Source organism: Arthrobacter sp. LFS091, assembly GCF_047977885.1.
GTDB lineage: Bacteria > Actinomycetota > Actinomycetes > Actinomycetales > Micrococcaceae > Arthrobacter.
Map to the genome: position 1 here is coordinate 57130 of NZ_JBFPFP010000005.1, position 20495 is coordinate 77624.

14 protein-coding genes and 2 tRNA genes are annotated in these 20495 nt (G+C 62.6%); 12 read left to right on the top strand and 4 right to left on the bottom strand.

All coding sequences use genetic code 11. From position 1 onward, the window contains the following. Nucleotides 1-2: 2 nt before the first annotated feature. Nucleotides 3-1235 (bottom strand): macrolide 2'-phosphotransferase, encoded by a 1233-nt coding sequence (locus tag ACNQOP_RS10545; protein WP_416404426.1) that lies wholly within the window; start codon nucleotides 1233-1235, stop codon nucleotides 3-5. A gap of 172 nt (nucleotides 1236-1407) precedes the next feature. Here ACNQOP_RS10545 and nudC point away from each other — a divergent pair, with 172 nt between their 5' ends. The 3 genes from nudC to ACNQOP_RS10560 are packed head-to-tail and all read left to right on the top strand — an operon-like array spanning nucleotide 1408 to nucleotide 5149. Beyond that, complete coding sequence (nudC, locus tag ACNQOP_RS10550; protein ID WP_416404427.1) at nucleotides 1408-2397, top strand: NAD(+) diphosphatase; 990 nt, start codon at nucleotides 1408-1410, stop codon at nucleotides 2395-2397. Further along, on the top strand, nucleotides 2394-4526 hold the full coding sequence (locus ACNQOP_RS10555) for an ATP-dependent DNA helicase UvrD2 (protein WP_416404428.1): 2133 nt from the start codon (nucleotides 2394-2396) through the stop codon (nucleotides 4524-4526). Before nudC ends, ACNQOP_RS10555 begins: the two co-directional genes overlap by 4 nt. Next, entirely contained in the window at nucleotides 4526-5149 is a 624-nt protein-coding gene (locus ACNQOP_RS10560) for a M48 family metallopeptidase (protein ID WP_284986590.1), read from the top strand. Before ACNQOP_RS10555 ends, ACNQOP_RS10560 begins: the two co-directional genes overlap by 1 nt. A 64-nt stretch (nucleotides 5150-5213) precedes the next feature. On the opposite strand, the gene ACNQOP_RS10565 is transcribed toward ACNQOP_RS10560, so the two are convergent. Then, the gene (locus ACNQOP_RS10565) at nucleotides 5214-6650 is read right to left on the bottom strand and encodes a zinc-dependent metalloprotease (protein WP_416404429.1); all 1437 of its coding nucleotides are present in this window, start codon (nucleotides 6648-6650) and stop codon (nucleotides 5214-5216) included. 210 nt (nucleotides 6651-6860) lie between these two features. Here ACNQOP_RS10565 and ACNQOP_RS10570 point away from each other — a divergent pair, with 210 nt between their 5' ends. The 5 genes from ACNQOP_RS10570 (at nucleotide 6861) to ACNQOP_RS10590 (ending at nucleotide 12630) form a co-directional block, all read left to right on the top strand. After that, nucleotides 6861-7997 (top strand): PDZ domain-containing protein, encoded by a 1137-nt coding sequence (locus ACNQOP_RS10570; RefSeq protein WP_284986593.1) that lies wholly within the window; start codon nucleotides 6861-6863, stop codon nucleotides 7995-7997. 126 nt (nucleotides 7998-8123) lie between these two features. Then, complete coding sequence (locus ACNQOP_RS10575; protein WP_416404430.1) at nucleotides 8124-11120, top strand: UPF0182 family protein; 2997 nt, start codon at nucleotides 8124-8126, stop codon at nucleotides 11118-11120. Nucleotides 11121-11257: 137 nt separating this feature from the next. Next, nucleotides 11258-11331 (top strand) — tRNA-Met (locus ACNQOP_RS10580). Between the two features lie 275 nt (nucleotides 11332-11606). Further along, nucleotides 11607-11680, top strand: a tRNA-Met gene (locus ACNQOP_RS10585). A 155-nt stretch (nucleotides 11681-11835) separates the two neighbouring features. Next, complete coding sequence (locus ACNQOP_RS10590; RefSeq protein WP_284986897.1) at nucleotides 11836-12630, top strand: GntR family transcriptional regulator; 795 nt, start codon at nucleotides 11836-11838, stop codon at nucleotides 12628-12630. Nucleotides 12631-12739: 109 nt separating this feature from the next. Here the strand turns inward: ACNQOP_RS10590 and ACNQOP_RS10595 are convergent, their stop codons facing one another. Then, nucleotides 12740-13528, bottom strand: coding sequence for a PspA/IM30 family protein (locus tag ACNQOP_RS10595; RefSeq protein ID WP_235520643.1), 789 nt, complete (start codon nucleotides 13526-13528; stop codon nucleotides 12740-12742). Nucleotides 13529-13628: 100 nt separating this feature from the next. Then, nucleotides 13629-15686 carry a TPM domain-containing protein gene (locus tag ACNQOP_RS10600; protein WP_235520642.1) on the bottom strand — a complete coding sequence of 686 codons (2058 nt, stop codon included), beginning with the start codon at nucleotides 15684-15686 and terminating at the stop codon, nucleotides 13629-13631. A 321-nt stretch (nucleotides 15687-16007) separates the two neighbouring features. On the opposite strand from ACNQOP_RS10600, the gene ACNQOP_RS10605 reads away from it, so the two are divergent. From ACNQOP_RS10605 to ACNQOP_RS10620, 4 genes are all read left to right on the top strand, one after another. Next, nucleotides 16008-17636, top strand: a complete 1629-nt coding sequence (locus tag ACNQOP_RS10605) for a trypsin-like peptidase domain-containing protein (protein WP_416404431.1) — start codon at nucleotides 16008-16010, stop codon at nucleotides 17634-17636. 237 nt (nucleotides 17637-17873) lie between these two features. Then, nucleotides 17874-18677 (top strand): electron transfer flavoprotein subunit beta/FixA family protein, encoded by an 804-nt coding sequence (locus ACNQOP_RS10610; protein WP_416404432.1) that lies wholly within the window; start codon nucleotides 17874-17876, stop codon nucleotides 18675-18677. Between the two features lie 13 nt (nucleotides 18678-18690). Next, nucleotides 18691-19644 carry an electron transfer flavoprotein subunit alpha/FixB family protein gene (locus ACNQOP_RS10615; RefSeq protein WP_284986901.1) on the top strand — a complete coding sequence of 318 codons (954 nt, stop codon included), beginning with the start codon at nucleotides 18691-18693 and terminating at the stop codon, nucleotides 19642-19644. 5 nt (nucleotides 19645-19649) lie between these two features. After that, complete coding sequence (locus ACNQOP_RS10620) at nucleotides 19650-20429, top strand: PIG-L deacetylase family protein (protein ID WP_416404433.1); 780 nt, start codon at nucleotides 19650-19652, stop codon at nucleotides 20427-20429. The last annotated feature ends 66 nt before the right edge of the window (nucleotides 20430-20495 follow it).

Consider the following 20495-nt stretch of genomic DNA (forward strand, 5'->3'; position numbering starts at 1 on the left):
GCCTAAGAACGGTCCACCGAATGCAGTGGTGTCACGTTGACAACGTTGATGGCGGCCGTTGAGGTTTCATCGTGGTCGGCCAGGGTGCCTGAGCCGGATTCGTTCCCGTCGTCGGTGCCGCCCGGTTCGCCTTCTTCGTTCGAAGACCCCACCTGTGTTGCGCCGGCCGGTTCGGCGGCTGGGGGGATGGCGGCCACCGAAACGGCTGGTCCGACGTCGGGAATCGCTACGACGCTGACAGCCGGCTGCGAGGCGGCCGCGACTGCGAGGTCGTGCGCTGCAGCCTCGTTTTCGGCGGCTTGGGCCGCTTCGTCGCGCCGGGCTTGCTCTTCGATGTCGTTGGCAAGGGTTTGGAGCATGGACTCCGCCTCGGCTGTCATGCTTTGGTGTCCGGCGGCCATGGCCTTCACCAAGTATTGGGCCAGGGCAAACTCGGCCAGCAGGGCAGCACGGCGAAGAAGGTGGTTGTCGGGAGTCTCGCGGCGCGCCTGTGTGTAGTGGCTCAGGACCGCTTGGACGAATGAGGATTCGTTGGAGGCCACCAGCCAGGCAAAATCGTCGGCCGGATCGCCAATGCGAAGGTCCGTCCAGCCTGTCACCGCGGTCACGGCGTCATCCTGGACCATGAGGTTGTCTTCGTGAAGATCGCCGTGCACTACTGAGGTGTTGAACCGCCAGAGGGCAACATCTTCGAGTGCGTGTTCCCAGCGGCGAAGCAGCGTTGCCGGGATCTTGCCGGTGGTGGCGGCCTGGTCGAGTTCGTTGAGCTTGCGCTGCCGGAATTCGTTGGCCGAGTAGCTCGGGAGGTCTGCGTTGGTGACCAGCGTCAGAGGCAGGTCGTGGATGGCTGCCAAGGCGGCACCGACTTCACGGGCCAACGCCGGAGTTCCGGCTGAGATTTCCTCTATGGACAGCATCGCGCCCTGAAGGTGGGCGTAAACGAAGGTGGTGAGCGCCCCCTGGCGTACTGTGCCCGCGATGGTGGGGACATGGAACGGAAGCTCCGCCCGGATAGCGGGCGCGAAGGCGCGGAGCACCATGAACTCCGTCTCCAACCGGGTGCTGGCTTCCGGATGGCGCGGCGAACGGACGCGCCAGCGCTTGCCTTCCGCATCGAGCAACAGCGCCGAGTCAAAATCGGCGTCGTCGTCGGGGGAATAGGCTGTAGCCGTCGGTGCCAATCCAGGCACCGCCGCGGTTGCTATAGCGGCCAGTTCGAGCGGTGTTCTTCTCACGTGTTCCACGGTAGATTGAGTGCGGCCTCAGGCCATGATGCAGCGCGGCGAGTCTTCAGATCCGCAGTAAAACAAGGAAGAATACGTCGTTCAAACGGCATAGTGTCGCGGTGTCCACAAGGTAGGGCCCCTTCAAATGTTTTTTGTCGGTACGAGTCAGTACGGTAGATACATGAGTTATACGGAGTCCCCGGCACTGGCCAACCACCTGATGGACACAGTCTTGCCGGTGCGCCCGGCGATGGTGGACCGGGGCTCGGCGGCGCGTATGAAACCTGGCATGGTCGAGGAACTCATCTCCTCCGGTAGTGCCCGGGCCATGGTGATTTCGGAGCGCAAGGCGCTGGTCACCGCGGACGGCCTGTGGTTTGCTGACGCCACGACGCTGTGGAATGCCCTCAAAGACTCCGACGCCGGTGACGTCACGGCCATCTACCTCGGCACAACCCTCACACCGTCGTCTGTGGCAGAAGGCACTCCCGTTCTGCTGTTCACAGTCAATCAACCGCCAGCACCGGGCACCTTGACGGTGCCTTCGGATGTCCAGTGGGCAGGTTTCCGCGAGGTCGCAGCACGGCTGGGCGCCGTCGACACCGCCTTGTTCATCGAGGCCAGCGCCATTTCCAACTGGCACGCAAACCACACCCACTGCCCCAAGTGCGGTAATCCCACTGACATCGAAGCCGGCGGGTGGGTCCGGCGGTGCCCGAAGGACAACTCGGAGCACTATCCCCGCACTGATCCCGCCATCATCGTCACTGTCGTAGGCCCCGACGGTCGCCTGCTCCTGGGCGGAGGTGGACCCGCGGATGCCAGGAACTACTCCACCCTTGCCGGATTCGTGGAGCCGGGCGAGTCCTTGGAACAGGCCGTTGTGCGTGAGATCGGGGAAGAAGTGGGCGTCCGTGTAACCGCCTGCCAGTACCTCGGATCGCAGTCCTGGCCTTTTCCCGCCTCGCTCATGTTGGGCTTCACGGCAACAACGGACGACGCCGTGGCGCGGCCCGACGGCGTCGAGGTTACCCGCGCGCGGTGGTTCAGCCGTGAGGAGCTCCAGGAAGCGGTGCTAAGTGGTGAAATCACCATCTCAACTCGCCTTTCCATCGCACGTTCCCTGATCGAGCACTGGTACGGCGGCGTCATCGAAGACCTCCAGCCGTGACAGCGGAACTTTTCGACGCCAGCGCATCGCTTGAGGAACGCATCCTCGGCGGCTTGGATGAAGAGCAGCGCGAAGTAGCCAGTACCTTGACGGGTCCACTCTGTGTCCTTGCCGGGGCGGGCACCGGCAAGACGCGGGCCATCACGCACCGTATAGCCTACGGAGTGCACTCGGGGGTATACAGCCCCCAGCGGCTGTTGGCTGTGACGTTCACTGCCAGGGCCGCCGCGGAAATGCGAAGCCGCCTTCGGGATCTCGGTGTGGCCATCGTCCAGGCTCGCACCTTCCATGCCGCTGCCCTGCGGCAGTTGCAGTTCTTTTGGCCCCAGGCCATCGGTGGTACGTTGCCAAGCCTGTTGGACCACAAAGCCAACATGATCGCCGAGGCTTCCCGCAGGCTCCGCCTCAGCACAGACCGTGCCTCCATCAGGGATCTGGCTGCGGAAATCGAATGGGCCAAAGTGTCCATGTTGACGCCCGCGAATTACCTGGAGAACGCCCAAGGCAGGGGAACCCCGGGGGGCTTCGACCTGACGGCAGTCTCGAGGGTGTTCCAGGCGTACGAGGATATTAAGACGGACCGCAACGTCATTGACTTCGAAGACGTTCTTCTCATTACTGTCGGGATCCTTCAGGAAGACCCGAAGGTGGCCGCCACTGTCCGCGAGCAATACCGCCATTTCGTCGTGGATGAGTACCAGGACGTTTCTCCCCTCCAGCAACGGCTCCTGGACCTGTGGCTCGGGGGACGGGATGAACTCTGCGTGGTGGGCGACGCCAGCCAGACCATCTACTCCTTCACCGGCGCTTCTCCGAAGCATTTGCTCGGATTCAAGGCGAAGTTCCCGGGCGCTACCGTCGTTAAGCTCGTCCGGGATTACAGGTCCACTCCGCAGGTAGTGAAGTTGGCTAATGAGCTTCTTGGCTCCCGGCGCAGCGGGGGACCCGCGGCTGACGCTGCCTGGGCTCCGCCGCTGCAGCTCATCGCGCAGCGACCCTCAGGACCGGAACCGCGGTTCATGGAGTGTCCGGACGACGAAGCGGAAGCAGCCGTCGTGGCTGGCCGAATCCAGGAGTTGCTCAATACCGGGGTCAAGGCCAGTGAAATAGCCATTCTCTTCAGGACCAACGGTCAGTCCGAGGCCTACGAACAAGCCCTGGCCTCAGCCGGCATTGGCTACCAGCTTCGTGGTGGCGAGCGGTTCTTTGCGCGGAAAGAAGTCCGGGATGCAATCCTGCAGTTGCGTGCCGCTACCCGTGCCGTAGCCGAGGGTCCCCAGGAAGCCCTGGGCCAGGTGGTGCGGGATATCGTGGCTTCGCTCGGTTACACGGATGCGCCCCCACACAACGGGGGAGCGCTCCGTGAGCGGTGGGAGTCCTTGGCCGCATTGGTCGCGTTGGCCGACGAACTTGCCGTGAGCCGGGGGGAGTCCTTCACCCTGGCCGAATTTGTCAACGAGCTCCAGGAACGGTCGGTGGCCCAGCATGCTCCCACCGTCCAAGGCGTGACGTTGGCCTCCCTCCACGCGGCCAAGGGCCTTGAATGGGATGCCGTTTTCCTGGTGGGCCTGAGTGAAGGCCTCATGCCGATTTCCTTCGCTGACACCCCGGAGGACGTGGACGAAGAGCGTCGCTTGCTGTACGTGGGCATCACCCGTGCCCGTGAGCACCTCACGATGTCGTGGTCCACGGCGCGTACTCCGGGTGGCCGGGCCAACCGGAAACCCTCGCGCTTTTTGGATGGACTCCGTCCGGATTCGGTGGCTTCGGCCAATGCACGCAGCAAGTCGGGTCCGGCGCGGCGCAAGGCTGCTGCCCCGGCGTCGTGCAGGGTGTGCGGGAGCATGCTGGCCACCGGCGCTGAGCGCAAAATCGGGCGTTGCAGCCAATGTCCTCCCACGTATGAGGAACAGACTTTCGATGCCTTGCGGCAATGGCGCAAGGAAGAGGCACAGTCGGCAGACGTGCCCGCGTACGTCGTTTTCACCGATGCGACGCTGACGGCGATTGCCGAGGCGCGCCCTTCGTCCCTGGAAGAGTTGGCTGGTTTGGCGGGCATTGGCCCGTCCAAACTTGAGCGATACGGTGAGGCCGTTTTGGCTGTGCTCGCTGAGAGCACTGAGCTCTGATGGCGCGCCCTGCCTCCTCTGCCGCGGGCACCCCTATGGTGACTGAAGATGGTGCGCCGGTGGTCGTGAGGAGATCGGCCCGCAGGCGCAGGACGGTAGCTGCCTTCTGGGAAGACGGCAATGCCGTGGTGGCCATTCCGGCGAGCTTCACCGCGTCCCAGGAACGCGAATGGGTGGGGCGCATGCTGTCCAAACTCAAGAAGCAGGGGGAGCGCCAAGGAGGTTCGGGCAGGCGCCGTCCTGCGACGGACCAAGCACTGGCCAGTCATGCCGCGCATCTTTCGCGGACCTATCTTGGCGGACGGGCCGTTCCGACGTCGGTCCGCTGGGTTGGAAACCAAAACTCACGTTGGGGTTCGGCTACTCCTGCGGATGGCAGCATCAGGCTTTCGAACAAGCTCCAGCCCATGCCGCAGTGGGTTATCGACTACGTCCTGGTGCACGAGCTCGCCCACCTGCTCGTCGCCGGACACAACGCAGCCTTCTGGCGACTGGTGGAGGCCTATCCCGAAACGCAGCGGGCCAAGGCTTTCCTGGAAGGCGTAGCTTTCGCTACGTCCCGGGGGCTGCCGCCCGATACGGACAGCAGCGACGGCGCTGATACGGCAAGCGACGGCTGCTGATTCACCAAGAGCCTTTAAGGCAACAGTGGCCGCCCCGGCAGGGACGGCCACTATTGGATACTGCCTACTTGTTCGGCGACTGCGGGTCCGTGTCGTCCGACTCCGGCTCGTCCTCCGTTGACTCCCCCTTGGAGTCCTGTGCTTCCTGCCCATCGGTGTCGTATCCGCCGTTGAGCAGCTTCTGCAGGGCGTCGTCCACCTCGCTGTCGCTGGCCTCGGCAAGTCGGCGCCGCTCGGAGAATCCCTTGGGGTCGTCCAGGTCGTCACCAGTCGGCAGCAAGTCGGGGTGGTGCCAGATGGCGTCGCGGCCGGCGATTCCGCGTTCTTCCTTCAGCGTTGCCCAAAGGGTCGCAGCTTCCCGGAGTCGGCGGGGACGCAGTTCCAAGCCAACCAGGGACGAGAAAGCGTGCTCCGCGGGGCCGCCCGTCGCCCGGCGGCGGCGGACCGTTTCGCGCAGTGCCGTCGCTGATGGCAAAACGTTGGCGGTGGCTTCTGCAGTCAGTTCATCCACCCAGCCTTCGACGAGGGCGAGTGCCGTTTCGAGCTTTTCAAGTGCGGCCGTCTGAACAGGAGTGCGTTCGGGCGTGAAGACTCCCTGGGACAGGGCTTCCTGGATTCCTTCGGGGTTGCTCGGATCCAGGTCCCGGGCCAGGTCTTCAATACGCGACATATCGATGTGGATGCCACGGGCGTACGCCTCAATGGCGCCGAGGAGATGGCCGCGCAGCCACGGAACCTGCACGAACAGGCGAGCGTGTGCCGCTTCGCGGACGGCGAGGAAGAGCCGGACATCGTTCTCGGGGAGGCTGAGGCCTTCACCGAACTTCGTGACGTTGGCCGGCAGCAAAGCCATTTCAAGGTCGGCCAGCGGAACTCCGATGTCCGTGGAGCTGACCACTTCGGCGGAGAGCGCACCGATGGCCTGTCCCAGCTGCATGCCGAAGATCGCCCCGCCCATGTTTTGCAGCATGGAGGAGGCGCCGCCCATCATGGACTTCATTTCCTCGGGCATCTGCTGGGTGAGTGCGTTGGACAGGGCATTGGCAATGCTGTTCGCCACCGGCTCCGTCAGTCGCTTCCATGTGCCCAGGGTGGCTTCAACCCATTCGGCACGGGACCAGGCACGGCCAATGAGGCCCGTGGCGGAAAGATCTGTGACGGGATCGAGCCAAAGCTCCGCGAGCCGAAGAGCTTCGTCGATTTCCTTTGCTTGGTGGGCGCTGACCGAAGGGTCACTGCCAGTAGCCGCAACGCGCCGCGCATTCTCGTGGGCAAGCTGCCAGTTGACCGGGCCATCGGAGGAAGAGCTCATCATGGCCTGGACTTGCGCGAACATCTGCTGAAGGAGCTGGGGATCGTTGGGCAGCCCCGCAGCCTTGGCCAGCTCGGCGGGATCGATGTTGCCCATGCCCTGCCCGCCCATCAGGTTCTGGAGCATTTCTGCCAGCGGATCCTGGGGATTCTCGTCGTCATTGGACGGATTGTTGGGGTTGGAAGTCATGGTGCCGCCGATCGTCGAACTGGCTGGTGATCTCTTTCACCGTACCGCGCGGGTCCAACGCTGTCTGCCCGGACGGGGCGTCGTTCGCTGTAGGCAAAGCAGTGCCACAACGGCTGAACGCGTACTGTTGATGTTTGGTATATATGCTGCCGTCGACTCCGGCGGCCGAGCCATGTCACCGGAATGCAATACCGGCATAGAGAGGTCCCAATGCTTACTTCGCCCAGCCCCGAGGGCTCATTGGACCCGCGTCAAGTGCACGACGCCGATCCCTCCTCCGTGCCACCAGCACCTGCTCGCGACAACCGGTTCATGGTCATGGTCATTTCCGGCCTGGTGGCCGTGGGTCTTGGTGTCGGCGCAGCAGCACTGCCCGTTCCGTACGTTATTGAGTCAGCCGGTCCTACCTTCAATACGTTGGGTAAAGACGGCGACAAGCCGGTGATCACCATCTCCGGCCATGAGTCTTTCCCCGCCAGTGGCAACCTGGACCTGACGACCGTGGTCATGACAGGCGGCCCGAAGAGCCCCGCCACCATCTTCGATGTCTTCCGTGCGTGGGTCGACCCTTCCAAAGCCATTTATCCCGAGGAACTCATCTACCCCAAGGGCACCACCGCGGAGCAGACGGTCCAGCAGGGCGAAATCGCCATGGAGACGTCCCAGGAGAATGCTGTGGCAGCGGCGTTGCGGGAGCTGGATATCCCGTTTGAACAGCGGCTGACGGTGGCCGGCTTGTCCGACCCGTCGCCGTCGACAGGGAAGATCCAGGAGGGTGACCGGCTGATCTCCATCAACGGCAAGTCCATCACGTCGATGAGCGTGATCCAGGCGGAACTGGCTGCTGCGGCGGGAGCCCCTGCCGCCGTCGTCGTTGACCGGAAAGGCACACAGGTGACCGAAACCGTCACGCCAACCAAGAACGACGCCGGACGCTACGTGTTGGGTGTGCTGCTCGCCAGCGATTTCACGTTCCCTTTCGATGTCCGGATTTCCTTGGATAACGTCGGCGGGCCGAGCGCCGGAATGATGTTTGCCCTGGGGATCGTGGACAGTCTTACACCCGGCGACCTCACGGGTGGAAAGCATGTCGCAGGCACCGGAACCATCAACGCCGACGGTGCTGTGGGGCCGATCGGCGGCATCGCACAGAAGATGATCGGAGCGCGCAGCCACGGGGCCACGATGTTCCTTGCCCCCGCCGCCAATTGCGCCGATGTCGTAGGCCACGTTCCCGACGGTTTGCAGGTGGTCAAGGTCGACACGCTTGCCGATGCCACCTCCGCAGTGGAACGGCTTGCGTCGGGACAAGACACGGCGGGCCTTCCCACCTGCACAAACAACTAGACTGACGGTGGAACTTAGCTTTACTGCCACTCGTGGCATATATGACGGCCTCCGCCATATCCCAGCGGCAGAGAATGTCAATCACTCGCACACCGACTGTTCACTGACACCAATGAGGTACAGAGTTTGTCCCGTCCCGCCAGCTCCAACCCGCCCGGAAGATCACCGCTGAGACGAGGTGCCCTGACGCCGACGCTTATTGTCGTGGCAGTGGCCGTCGTCGGGTTCATTTTCTTCGCCAATGTCTGGACTGACGTCCTTTGGTACCAGCAGCTCGGCTTCTTCGAAGTTTATCTGCGCGAAAACCTTGCCCGGATCATTACCTTCCTCATTGGTTTCGCGATGATGTTCGCAGCCGTGTTCTTTGCCATCCGGATTGCGTACAGGTCCAGGCCCGTTTACGCTCCCGATGCCGAGTCCAGGGATAACCTGAACCGCTACCAGGCGCAGCTTGAGCCGGTGCGCCGGGTGGTCATGATTGGCCTGCCTATCCTGTTCGGGCTCTTCGCCGGCAGTGCGGCCGCCAGCCAATGGCAAAAGGCCCTGTTGTTCTTCAACCAGGAACCGTTCGGCCAGACAGATCCACTGTTCAACATCGACATCAGCTTCTACCTGATGACGTTGCCGTTCTTGGGATTCGTCACCGGATTCCTCATCAGCATCGCCGTCGTGGCTGGTATCGCGGGCATCCTGACTCATTACCTTTACGGCAGCATCCGGCTCATGGAGCGCGGAATCTTCACCAGCCGCGCTGCCCAGATCCACATTGCCGTGACAGGTGCGATTTTCCTGGTTCTCCTGGGTATCAACTTCTGGCTGGACAGGTACACCACCGTCCAAAGCAATTCGGGCCGCTGGGCCGGTGCCCTCTACACGGACGTCAACGCGGTGGTTCCCACCAAGGCCATCCTTGCCGTTGCCGCTGCACTCGTGGCGATCCTCTTCATCATCGCCGCAATCATCGGACGCTGGCGCCTGCCGGTCATCGGTACGGCGATGTTGGTCATCACCGCGATCCTGGCCGGTGGCGTTTACCCGTGGGTCATCCAGCAGTTCCAGGTGCGTCCTTCGGAAAACACCCTGGAAAAAGACTTCATTGACCGCAATATCAAGATGACCCGTTCGGCATACGGCCTGGACAAGGTTGATGTGTCGGCTTACAACGCCACCACCAACGCTACGTCCGGTGCGCTGGCCGCCGACGCCCAAACGACTGCAAACATCCGCCTCCTGGATCCGAACCTGATCTCATCGGCGTTTGCGCAGCTGGAACAGTTCCGTCCTTATTACCAGTTCCCGCAGACACTCAACGTCGACCGCTACGTGGTTGACGGCAAGGTGCAGGACACCGTGATCGCGGTTCGTGAGCTGAACCCTGACGGCCTGAGCGCCAACCAGCAGACGTGGGTCAACAGGCACATTGTCTACACGCACGGATATGGCGTCGTTGCTGCGAAGGGCAATAAGTTCACCCCCGACGGCAAACCGGATTTCCTTCAGTCAGGCATCCCATCCAATGGCGTCCTCGGCAACGACACCTCGTACGAGCCGCGCATCTACTTCGGCGAAAACTCGCCGGAATACTCCATCGTGGGAGCCCCGGACGGTGCCCCGAACCGCGAGCAGGACCGGCCCGTTGGCCGCGAAGGCGGGGGTGAAACGCAGTACACCTTCAATGGCAACGGCGGCCCGAACGTGGGCAACTGGCTCAACCGGATCCTCTACTCCATCAAGTTCCAGTCCTCTGATCTGCTGCTCTCGGATGGTGTCAATGCGGAATCCCAGATTCTCTATGACCGCAACCCCCGTGAACGCGTCGAGAAGCTGGCCCCCTACCTGACCGTGGATGGCAACGCCTACCCGGCGGTCGTTGATGGCAGGGTCAAATGGATCGTTGACGGCTACACCACCAGCCAGTACTTCCCGTACTCCCAACCACAGCAGCTGCAGAATGCCACCGCTGATTCCCAGACCAACGCCGGGCGTACCGTCGCGCTGCCCAACAGCTCGGTGAACTACATCCGCAACTCGGTCAAGGCAACCGTGGACGCCTACGACGGCTCCGTGAATCTCTATGCCTGGGACGACAAGGATCCCATCCTGAAGGCATGGCAGAAAGTCTTCCCCACGGTCATCAAGCCCTTCTCTGAGATGTCGGGCGACCTCATGAGCCACGTCCGCTACCCGGAGGACCTTTTCAAGGTCCAGCGTGAACTGCTTGGCCGGTACCACGTCACGGATCCGGATAGCTTCTACCAGAACAACGATGCCTGGAGCGTCCCGAACGATCCCACCGTTTCGGAAGCCGTCAAGCAGCCACCGTTCTACATGTCGCTGCAGATGCCGGACCAGAACAAACCTGCCTTCCAGCTGACGTCCTCGTTCATTCCGCAGACGGTCAATGGCAGTGCCAGGAACATTCTTTACGGATTCCTGGCGGCCGACTCCGACGCCGGAAACGTCAAGGGCGTGAAGGCGGACAGCTACGGGCAGCTACGGCTCCTGCAACTTCCCACCGACACCCAGGTACCGGGACCGGGCCAGGCGCAGAACAAGTTCAACTCGGACCCCACCGTGTCCCAGGCATTGAACCTCCTGCGCCAGGGTGCCTCGGATGTGCTCAACGGCAACCTGCTGACACTGCCTGTGGGTGGCGGTCTGCTCTACGTTCAGCCGGTGTACCTGAAGTCCACTGGTGAGACGTCCTATCCCACGCTCCAGCGTGTCCTGGTGGCCTTCGGCGACAAGATCGGCTTCGCGCCCACACTGGATGCGGCACTAAACCAGCTGTTCGGCGGAGACTCCGGCGCTTCTGCCGGCGACGTCGCCAACAATGGCCAAACGCCAACCACCCCTCCGGGCACCACGACGCCCCCGGCCGGTCCCAGCGATGCCAAGGCTGACCTGAAGGCGGCCTTGGACGAGGCCAACAAAGCCATCCAGGACGGACAGGCGGCCCTGGCCAAGGGCGACTTCGCCGGATACGGCGCACAGCAGACCAAGCTCTCCGAGGCGCTGAAGAAGGCCGTGGACGCAGAAAACCGTTTGGGTGCCACACCAGCACCAACCACGACGCCGGGAGCTACTCCGAGCGCGACCCCGTCGCCTTCGCCCAGTAGCTAAGAGCGGCACGTTCGGCGAGGGCCGGTGCCAGCCTCCTTCTGGAGGCCGGTACCGGCCCTCGCTCGTGCGGGGGAGATGCACATCACGTAGCCAGGATTTGGTCTGCCGTTCACCGGACGGTAGTGTTGTTCTTGCGACGCGGGGTGGAGCAGTTCGGTAGCTCGCTGGGCTCATAACCCAGAGGTCACAGGTTCAAATCCTGTCCCCGCAACTGGAAAAAGGTCCGGATCAGTCATCACTGATCCGGACCTTTTGTTTTGTCTTGAAAGGCCTGCCTCCAACGCTCACTCACGTCCCGCCCGTTTGGGGGAGACGCTCTCTCTTGTCCCGCCCCTTTGGGTGTGACGCTCTCTCACCTCCCGCCCGCTTGGGTGTGACGCTCTCTCACGTCCTACCCGTTTGGGGGAGGGGTTGAGGTGATCTCCGGCACCTTCTGGCCCGACTGGTCAGAACCGCACCGCGGGTGCGGTAGAGTTGTTCTTGCGACGCGGGGTGGAGCAGTTCGGTAGCTCGCTGGGCTCATAACCCAGAGGTCACAGGTTCAAATCCTGTCCCCGCAACTGGACAAAGATCCGGATCAGTATTACTGATCCGGATCTTTTGCTTTAAGGGCAGGTCGGGCCGCCGATGCTAGCATCGAAGCCGATTGGCCGCGCACGGAATTCCTTTGCGTCTGATAGTTGCCATACTTTGCCAGAACAGAGGAGACGGCCCATTGGTCAATGAAGACCCCCACCTTGGCCTCGATCGTCGGATCCTTCAACGGGACAGCCCAGTCGCTGTCTACCAGCAGGTGGCCGACGTCCTGACAGAACAGGTCAGCCGCTTGGAACCGGGCTCCCGCATACCAACGGAAGAGTCCCTCATGGATGAGTACGGGATCAGCCGTACTACTGTTCGTAAAGCCATTGAGAAGCTCGTGGTCAAGGGTCTCCTGATCCGCAGGCAGGGAAAGGGGACGTTCGTGATGGCCCAGCGGCCGGTCAAGATGCTCAACCGCCTGGCACCGTTCATGGAGACGTTTACTGCGGCGGGGATGAAGACCGTTAAAGGGCTCATCGAATACAAGTGGATGGAAAAGGATCAATCGGTGCCGGCCAAGCTGGTCTCCGAGGACAACCTTGTTCTGGTCATTCGCCGCTCCTATTCAAGCGCGGGCTGGCCTTATGCAATTGCTGAGATATTCATACCGTCGCACATTGGACGCCACATCAGTCTTGCCGACGCGGAGCGGAACTCGATTTACCAGGTCATCCAGGACAGGACCCTCAAGCCCCTGCACCGGGCCGAAATCACGGTAACCATGCATGCTCCCCCGGAGCACCTCGCTGACGCCCTGAACGTGCGTGAATTCCCCATGGTCCCGCGCTTGGAACGGACCACGCTCGGACCCCACGGCGAGGTTCTGGAATGCACGGTGACGTACTTCCATCCGAAAGGTTTTGAGATCCGGGCCGAAGTGGCAACGGATGCCAGCCCGGGCCAGGACCAGCCGCAGCCTGGTGGATAGTTGCCGTGCTGGAGTCGAAAGAGGCAACAAAAAAGTGGGTAGGACCTGTATCCGGTCCCACCCACTTCAAGGTTTGTAAGGGTGCCGGCGTGAACGTGCCGGCGGCTATCTAGAGCTTGTCGAAGTCGGCTTCGTCAACGGTCGAGCCGCTCGAGGCCGGGGTGCCGGCGCCGATAGCCGGCTTGGCGCCGCCGGACTTGAGTGCCGCGAGCCGGGCTTCGATTTCGGTCTGTTCGCCCAGGTCTTCCAACTGGTTGAACTGGGCATCGAGGCTGGAGCTGGCGAGTTCCTGCTGGCCGAGGACCTTTGCCTCTTCGCGGCGGATCTTCTCTTCGAAGCGGCCTACTTCGCTGGTCGGGTCCATGATGTCGATGCTCTTGAGGGCGTCGTGTACCTGGGACTGCGCAGCGGCTGTCTTCGAGCGTGCCACGAGCTCGTTGCGCTTGGCGGTGAGCTGGTTGAGCTTGTTCTTCATCTGGTCAAGCCCGGTCTTGAGCTTGTCCACAACCTCGGTCTGGGACGCGATGCTGGGCTCAGCCGTCCGTGCCTCTGATTCGGCAGTCATCTGCCGCTGGATGGCCACCTTGGCGAGGTTGTCGAACTTCTGGGCATCCGCGGCGTTGCCGGAAGCACGGTATTCGTCGGCCTTGCGGGATGCAGCGAGTGCTTTGTTGCCCCAGTCCTGGGCATTCTTGATGTCCTCGTTGTAGTCGGCCTGCAGCATCCTGAGGTTGCCGATGGTCTGCGCCACAGCTGACTCGGCCTCGGCAATGTTGTTCGTGTAGTCGCGGACCATCTGGTCCAGCATTTTCTGCGGGTCCTCTGCCTGGTCGAGCAAGGCGTTGATGTTGGCCTTAGCCAGCTGCGAGATCCGACCGAAAATGGACTGCTTAACCATGGTGTTGCCTTTCGTCCTGCTCAGTGAATGCCCACTGAAATCAGTGATCAGTTGTTGTACCGCTGCTATTTGGGGCACGGACCCCGCTTAGTTTGTAGGTCTAGAAGCTGCCGGAATCGCCGCCACCGAAGTCGCCGCCACCGCCACCGAAGTCGCCACCGCCCGAGTCGCCGCCGAAGAAGCCTCCGCCGCCCCCGCCGTCGTTGTGGCCACCACCCCAGCCACCTCCGCCGCCGTTGAGGATGGAGTTGATGAGGATTCCGCCGAGGATGGCGCCGCCGAGGCCACCACCGCCGCCTCCGCCGCCGCCGAACATTCCACCACGACCGTAGCCTTGGTCGGCGTAGCCGAACTGGTCAACGTCGGACTGTGCGAGCTGAGCTGCCTGGGCGGCGAGGGAGTGTGCCTGCTGGGCGTAGGTCAGGGCCGTTACGGGATCATTGCGGGAGATGGACAAGGCGTAGTCGAGGTTTCGCTGTGCTTCGGCCAGTCGGGTACGGGCTTCTGTGCCTACGCCGCCGCGTCGAGCTGTGATGTAGTCCGAGGTAGCGCTGATTTGGGCCTGCGCCGCCATGATGGTTTGCTGCAGCGAGGCCTGGGCGCGCCGGGCCTGTTCCTGTTGGTCCCGGATACCCGTCAACGACTGGTCCAGGACCTGATGGGCCGACTCAACTCGGCTGAGCGTGGCGATGGGATCGATCTTGCCGCCCTGAATCTCGGCCTTGACCTGCGCCAAAGCAGATTCCACGCCAGCCACCGGGCCGGCCAGCTCGGGGTGTGCACCGGACTGGATCATCGCGCGTGCCTGGGCAAGGTCCTGGCTGGTCTCTGCCACGGCGCCGTCAAGCGACGCGCGGGCTTCATCCAGGCTTCCCGCAGTCTTGGATATTGCTTCAATCAGGATGTTCGTTTGGTGCAGGCTTTCCTCGGCAGCGCGGACGGCCACTGCCGCCATGCTGTTCTCACCGGCAGCCAGTTTCTCTTGTGCGGTGGAGGCGGCGTTCTGTACAAACGCGAGGCGCTCTTTGGCCTGGAGAATGTTGTCCGAAACCTGGGTCAAAGCGGTTTCGGCGTACTTGGCACGAAGTCCTTCAAGGGATTGCTCCGCGCTGGCGATCCTGGCGTCAGCGTCCTTGGCCCCAGCCGAGACTGCTGCCAGAGCCTGCGGCGCGGTCTTTTCCAGCTCGCGCAGGGAGTCGAAATCCGCCTTTTGGTCGCGGAGTGATGCCAAGGCGGCCTCGGACCGGCGAATGATCTCTCCAAGCCAGGTCCGCTGCTGTTCTTCGGTGTCCGGGATATGGTCGTCGAGCTGCTGCTGCAGCTTGAACGACTCGGTCATGTGGTTCTTGGCCTCTTCCAGAGCCTTGGTGAAGTTGCCAATTGCGGAATCGCCATACTGTGCCTGCGCGAAGCCGAGTTCCTGCTCGCTCGACTTGATAGCATCATCGGCTTCAATCAACAGCGAACCGCTCTTCTGCCTCAACTCGGGGATGCTCAGTCCAGCCAACGGGTCAAGCTGTTCGCCCTGCGGACCGTAACTTGCACTGACTGCCTTGGTGCCGGCCTTCTTGCGGCGGTTCCGGAGGTAAAGGTAGGTTCCTGCGCCACCAGCAGCAACGGCGCCGACGCCGACGAGGACGCCGACCCCTGCGTTGCCGCTGGGCACAGTTCCACTGCCGCCGCCGGCTGCGTCGCCGATAGCTGCTGCAGTATCGATTGCGGCCTGGGCATAGTCCTTCTTGCCACCTGCCAGGTTGGCCGTCACAGCGTTCTGCGTAATGTTGGCCTGCTTCGAGGCGATCGAACTCGCGGAGTTCACCACGAAGTTGTACTGACCTGCTGCAGAGATGGCCAGAACGGCGTCTGCTTTGCCCATCTTCTTTGCCGTAGCTACGGCCTGTGTCCAGGCCTTGGGATCGGAGGGATTCGTGAACGAGTCCACCGTCACCACATACAAGTTGTATTTGTGGTCCTTGAGCGTCTTTTGAATCGCATCCTGGACTTCACCCTTGCGGCTGCCCAGGAGATTCGCATCATCCACGATGTTCTGCCCCGACGGTATCGTCACAGGATCGGCAGCAAAAGCCGCGCCGGCCGGGAAGGCCAACACTCCAGCCACGCCAACGACAGCGAGTACGCGTTTAAATATTGACCGCATGTGCAACCCTTCAGCACGTCTGCGACTGGAACAAGGCGTACCAATCGTCACAGAATGCTCAGCGCCCCCACGCATGGTGTAAAGCCGCAGGTCGCTGTGGCAATTCCTCTTGATTCTATGGTGCACCCCATAGCCCGTCCACAGCGGTGAATATGCCACCAGCGAAATATAGGAGAAAGCGTGGCTGTTGGCACGTTTAGGGCAATCCAAAGAACCCCTGCACCGCTCGCCCTGCCCTTTCAGGAAGCTCCCAGCGAACGTCCGCTTTTGTTCCAGTGAATGGGTACATAGTTGATGAAGACGAGGACGAAAGGAAGACCCATGACGGAGAACCCAGCGCAGGGCACCGCCCCAGAGAACCGTGAGCCGTCTGAGCCACGGGCCACTTCGGGCGAGCACAACGATGCCAACGCTACCCAGCAGCAGCCTGCCTGGACTTCAGGCCAGGGTGGAACACAACCAACAACTCCCAGTCCGGCATATCAGCCGCCGGCCGGACAGCATCAGCCGCCGGCACCGACCCCCCACTACTACGGATCCCCGCAGCAAGGCCCGGCCCAAGGCGCTCAGCCTGGCGCCCAGCAGCAGGACCCAACGCAGCGTCCTGCGTACCCCTCACAGCAGCCGTTCTACGGTGGGGGACAGGCCAACAACCCGGGCTCGCATTTCAGCAACGGCCAGGGACCCCATCAGGGCCCAGGATCGCAGCACACGCCCGGACAGTCATCGGCAGTCACCACCAAACGCAAGCCGGCCTTCGGCGTCGGGACCCTGGTCGCGAGCATGCTCGCCGCTGGCTTGATTGGCGGCGGCGTGGTGGCTGGAAGCAACGCGTTGTGGGACAACAACACCTCACCGGCGGCCTCGACGGGCAGCCAGTCCAGCACGGTCATCGTGAACAACAAGGACGACGTCAACGTCATCACCGCGGCAGCCGCCAAGGCCTCACCCAGCGTGGTGACCATCAAGGCAACCAGTGGCAACGAAGGCGGTACGGGCTCCGGCATCATCCTCGATGACAAGGGCCACATCCTGACCAACACCCACGTGGTCACTCTGGACGGAGCGACGTCCAACGCTGCGATCGAGGTACGAACCAGCGATGGCAAGGTGCTCAAGGGCACGGTCGTAGGCACGGATCCTTTGTCAGACCTGGCCGTCATCAAGGTGGACGACGCCTCGGGCCTGGTTCCGGCAGCGTTGGGTGACTCTTCCAAGATCAACGTGGGGGACACCGCCGTCGCGATCGGTTCGCCGCTGGGCCTGACCGGGACGGTCACGGACGGCATCGTTTCGACCCTGAACCGCACCATCAGCGTGGCTTCGTCGGCCGCGCCGAAGGAAGGCACAGACAATTCTCAGGGCGGCGGACAGGGCTTCCAATTCGCCCCTCCAGGCGGTGGCCAGAGCCAGTCCACGGCAAATGAGGGATCCATCTCCATCAACGTGATCCAGACTGACGCCGCGATCAACCCGGGTAACTCCGGCGGCGCCTTGGTCAACAGCAAGGGTGAAATCATCGGCGTGAACGTTGCGATCGCTTCCGCCGGCAGCGGCACCTCCAGTTCTTCCAGCGGCAACATCGGCGTGGGCTTCAGCATCCCGATCAACCATGCCAAGCGCGTGGCCCAGGAGATTATCGATACCGGCAAGGCCAGCCACGGCCAGTTCGGCGTCTCGGTGCGGGCCAAGTCCTCCACGGGCAGTGACTCGAGCTTCTCGGTCGGTGCCGAGGTTGCCTCGGTGACGTCGGGCTCCGCCGCCGCGAAGGCCGGGCTGAAAGTGGGCGACGTCGTTACCAAGTTCGGGGACTACGCGGTCAGTGACCCCAACCAGCTCACGGCAGCGGTCCGGGAGCAGCCGGCGGGCGCCAAGGTGAAGGTGACCATCCTCCGCGGCGGCCAGTCGCAGGAGGTTGAAGTTACCCTCGACGCAGCTGCCCAGCAGTAAGCGCGCAGCAACAGCAGGAAAAGCGAAGTACGACGGCGGGCCGCACCCTTGGGTGTTGCCCGTTTCGTCGTTGCACCCTGCCGTGTGGCCCGAAACAGGAGTTAACGCTGGGAGTGGAATTCCGTGGGCAATATGCTTAGCTAGGACGAGCCCACGCGCTGGGCAATTCACGGCCACGCTTCTGCGTTTGGCCGTCCACAAGCATGGAAGGCTGCTTCGAAGACAGTGGAAGAGACATTGAAGATTGTCGTTCTGGTCAAGAACGTCCCGGACGCGCAGTTCGACCGGCACATCACCGGCCCAGACAACACAACCGACCGTGACGAGAGCATCCTGTCCGAACTGGATGAGTACGCCCTCGAGGCCGCGCTGCAGCTCGCCGAAGAGCGTGGCGGCCCCAAAGCCGGCAACGAGGTCATCGCCTTGAGCATGGGTCCTTCGGGAGCCGTTAATGCCGTCAAGAAATCCCTCCAGATCGGCGCGTATTCGGGCGTCCACCTGAGTGACGACGCGCTGGCCGGCTCGGATGCGGCGGCTACGTCGCTTGCCCTTGCCGCCGCCATTGAGCACCTTTCGGCTGACGGCCGTCCTGTGGACCTTGTCCTGACGGGCATGGCATCGACCGATGGCGAGACCTCGCTTGTTCCGGCGCAGCTGGCTGAGCGGTTGTCGTACCCACAGGTGACTTTCGCGTCGAGCCTGGAGGTTTCGGGCGGCCAGGTCCGCGCACGCCGCGACGCCGGCCACTTTTCGGAGACTGTCGAAGCGAGCCTTCCGGCCGTCGTTTCGGTCACCGACCAGATCAACGAGCCCCGGTACCCCAACTTCAAGGGAATCCTGGCAGCCAAGAAAAAGAAGATCGCTTCCCTGACGCTGTCCGATATTGGGCTGGACCCCTCCCAGGTCGGCCTGGCCGGCTCCTGGACAGTGGTGGAATCGGCGGATGCGCGGCCACCCCGGACCGCAGGCACCATCATCACAGACGAAGGCGACGCCGGCATCAAGCTGGTCGACTTCCTGGCCGCACAGAAGCTGCTCTAAGGGGATCCCAACCATGGCAAATGCACTTGTTTTTATTGACAACCCGGGAGCGGCTCTCAAGAAGAGCAGCTTGGAGCTCCTGACCATCGCCCGTTCGCTGGGGGAGACCGCCGTCGCAATTACCGGTGAACTGACCGACGACGTCGCGGCCACCTTGGGTGCCTACGGCGCTTCCACGGTGTACCAACCGTCGCTGGCGAACCTTGACGAATACCTTGTTGGGCCGAAGGCCGCTTACCTTGCGGCAGCCGTCGACGCTTCGGGAGCCACCGCAGTGCTTCTCGACAACTCGCCAGAGGGCAAGGAAATCGCAGGCCGACTGGGCATCAAGCTCAGCGCAGGTGTGATCACGGATGTCGTTGGCGTCGAAGCTGACGGCACTGCGCACAAGTCTGTGCTGGCCGGTTCCTACACCACCACTGCCAAGGCCACGACGCCGGTCACGGTGTTGTCGGTGAAGGCCAACAACGTTGAGCCGGCTCCGGTTGGTGCTACCGCTGTCCCGACGACCACCACGGTGGATGTACCGGCTGACGCCGCAGCGAACTCTGCCCGCATCGCGGCCCGCACCGAAAAGCCGGTCAGTGGGCGGCCGGACCTCAGCGAAGCCAGGATCGTTGTTGCCGGCGGACGCGGCGTGGACGGGGACTTCGGTCCACTTGAAGAGCTTGCAGATGCTTTGGGTGCCGCGGTGGGTGCATCCCGTGCCGCCACCGACGCCGGCTGGATCGGCCACGATGCCCAGGTCGGCCAGACCGGTGTCACGGTGTCTCCGCAGCTGTACATCTCCGCAGGCATATCCGGGGCCATCCAGCAGAAGGCCGGAATGCAGACCTCCAAGGTCATCGTTGCCATCAACAAGGACGCCGAGTCTCCGGTGTTCGAGATAGCGGATTATGGCATCATCGGTGACCTTTTCAAGGTCCTTCCGCAGGCAACCGCAGAAATCAAGAAGCGGAAAGGCTGATCGCTTTGCCTACTGACGTCCCGTCAGCAAAGAGCCCGTTCGATGCCTCCACGGAGCGTGTCGAGCGGGTGCTTTGTTTTACCGCCCATCCTGACGACATCGATTTCGGCGCTGCGGGGACCATCGCGGCCTGGACGGCAGCCGGTGTCCAGGTCAGCTACTGCATCATGACAGACGGCGATGCCGGTGGATTCGATCCTGTGGACCGGGAACGCATCATCGAGTTGCGGGCTGAGGAGCAGAAGCGTGCCGCTGCGTTGGTTGGTGTCACTGACATCCATTACCTTCACGAGCGCGACGGCTACCTTGAACCGACTCACGGCGTCATCAAGCAGGTGGTGAAGCTGATCCGTGAGATCCGGCCGGACATCGTCTTGACCATGCATCCGGAGCGGAACTGGGACCGCCTCCAGAAGAGCCACCCCGACCACCTTGCCGCAGGGGAAGCGGTGACCCGGGCCGTGTATCCGGCGGTGGAGAATCCCTTCGCCTATCCGGAACTGGCGGAGGCCGGGCTCGAGGCCTACAAGTTGCCGTGGCTCTGGTTTATCTCGAGCCCGGAGGCCCGGGAGAACCACTTCGTGGATGTCTCGGCCCACGTTTCCGCCAAGCTCGACGCCATACGGGTCCACGCGAGCCAGCACCCGGATGTCGAGGCGATGGAGAGGGTGGTCCGCGGACTGATGCTCGCTAACGGACAACGTGCCGGACTGCCGGAGGGGACCAGCGCCGAGGGCTTCCATGTGGTGTCCGTCAATGGATCCAGCACCATAGCAGGCTTCTGATATTGCCGTGATGTAACCCGTGTCATATGCTTGGTCTCGGTTAAATCATATTTATTCGAGGAAGGC

What these genes read in the sequence shown, in the direction of transcription:
- ACNQOP_RS10570 (WP_284986593.1), top strand. Translation starts at nt 6,861, where the DNA reads ATGCTTACTTCGCCCAGCCCCGAGGGCTCATTGGACCCGCGTCAAGTG.
- ACNQOP_RS10595 (WP_235520643.1), bottom strand. Translation starts at nt 13,528, where the DNA reads ATGGTTAAGCAGTCCATTTTCGGTCGGATCTCGCAGCTGGCTAAGGCC.
- ACNQOP_RS10565 (WP_416404429.1), bottom strand. Translation starts at nt 6,650, where the DNA reads ATGACTTCCAACCCCAACAATCCGTCCAATGACGACGAGAATCCCCAG.
- ACNQOP_RS10560 (WP_284986590.1), top strand. Translation starts at nt 4,526, where the DNA reads ATGGCGCGCCCTGCCTCCTCTGCCGCGGGCACCCCTATGGTGACTGAA.
- nudC (WP_416404427.1), top strand. Translation starts at nt 1,408, where the DNA reads ATGAGTTATACGGAGTCCCCGGCACTGGCCAACCACCTGATGGACACA.
- ACNQOP_RS10605 (WP_416404431.1), top strand. Translation starts at nt 16,008, where the DNA reads ATGACGGAGAACCCAGCGCAGGGCACCGCCCCAGAGAACCGTGAGCCG.
- ACNQOP_RS10615 (WP_284986901.1), top strand. Translation starts at nt 18,691, where the DNA reads ATGGCAAATGCACTTGTTTTTATTGACAACCCGGGAGCGGCTCTCAAG.
- ACNQOP_RS10600 (WP_235520642.1), bottom strand. Translation starts at nt 15,686, where the DNA reads ATGCGGTCAATATTTAAACGCGTACTCGCTGTCGTTGGCGTGGCTGGA.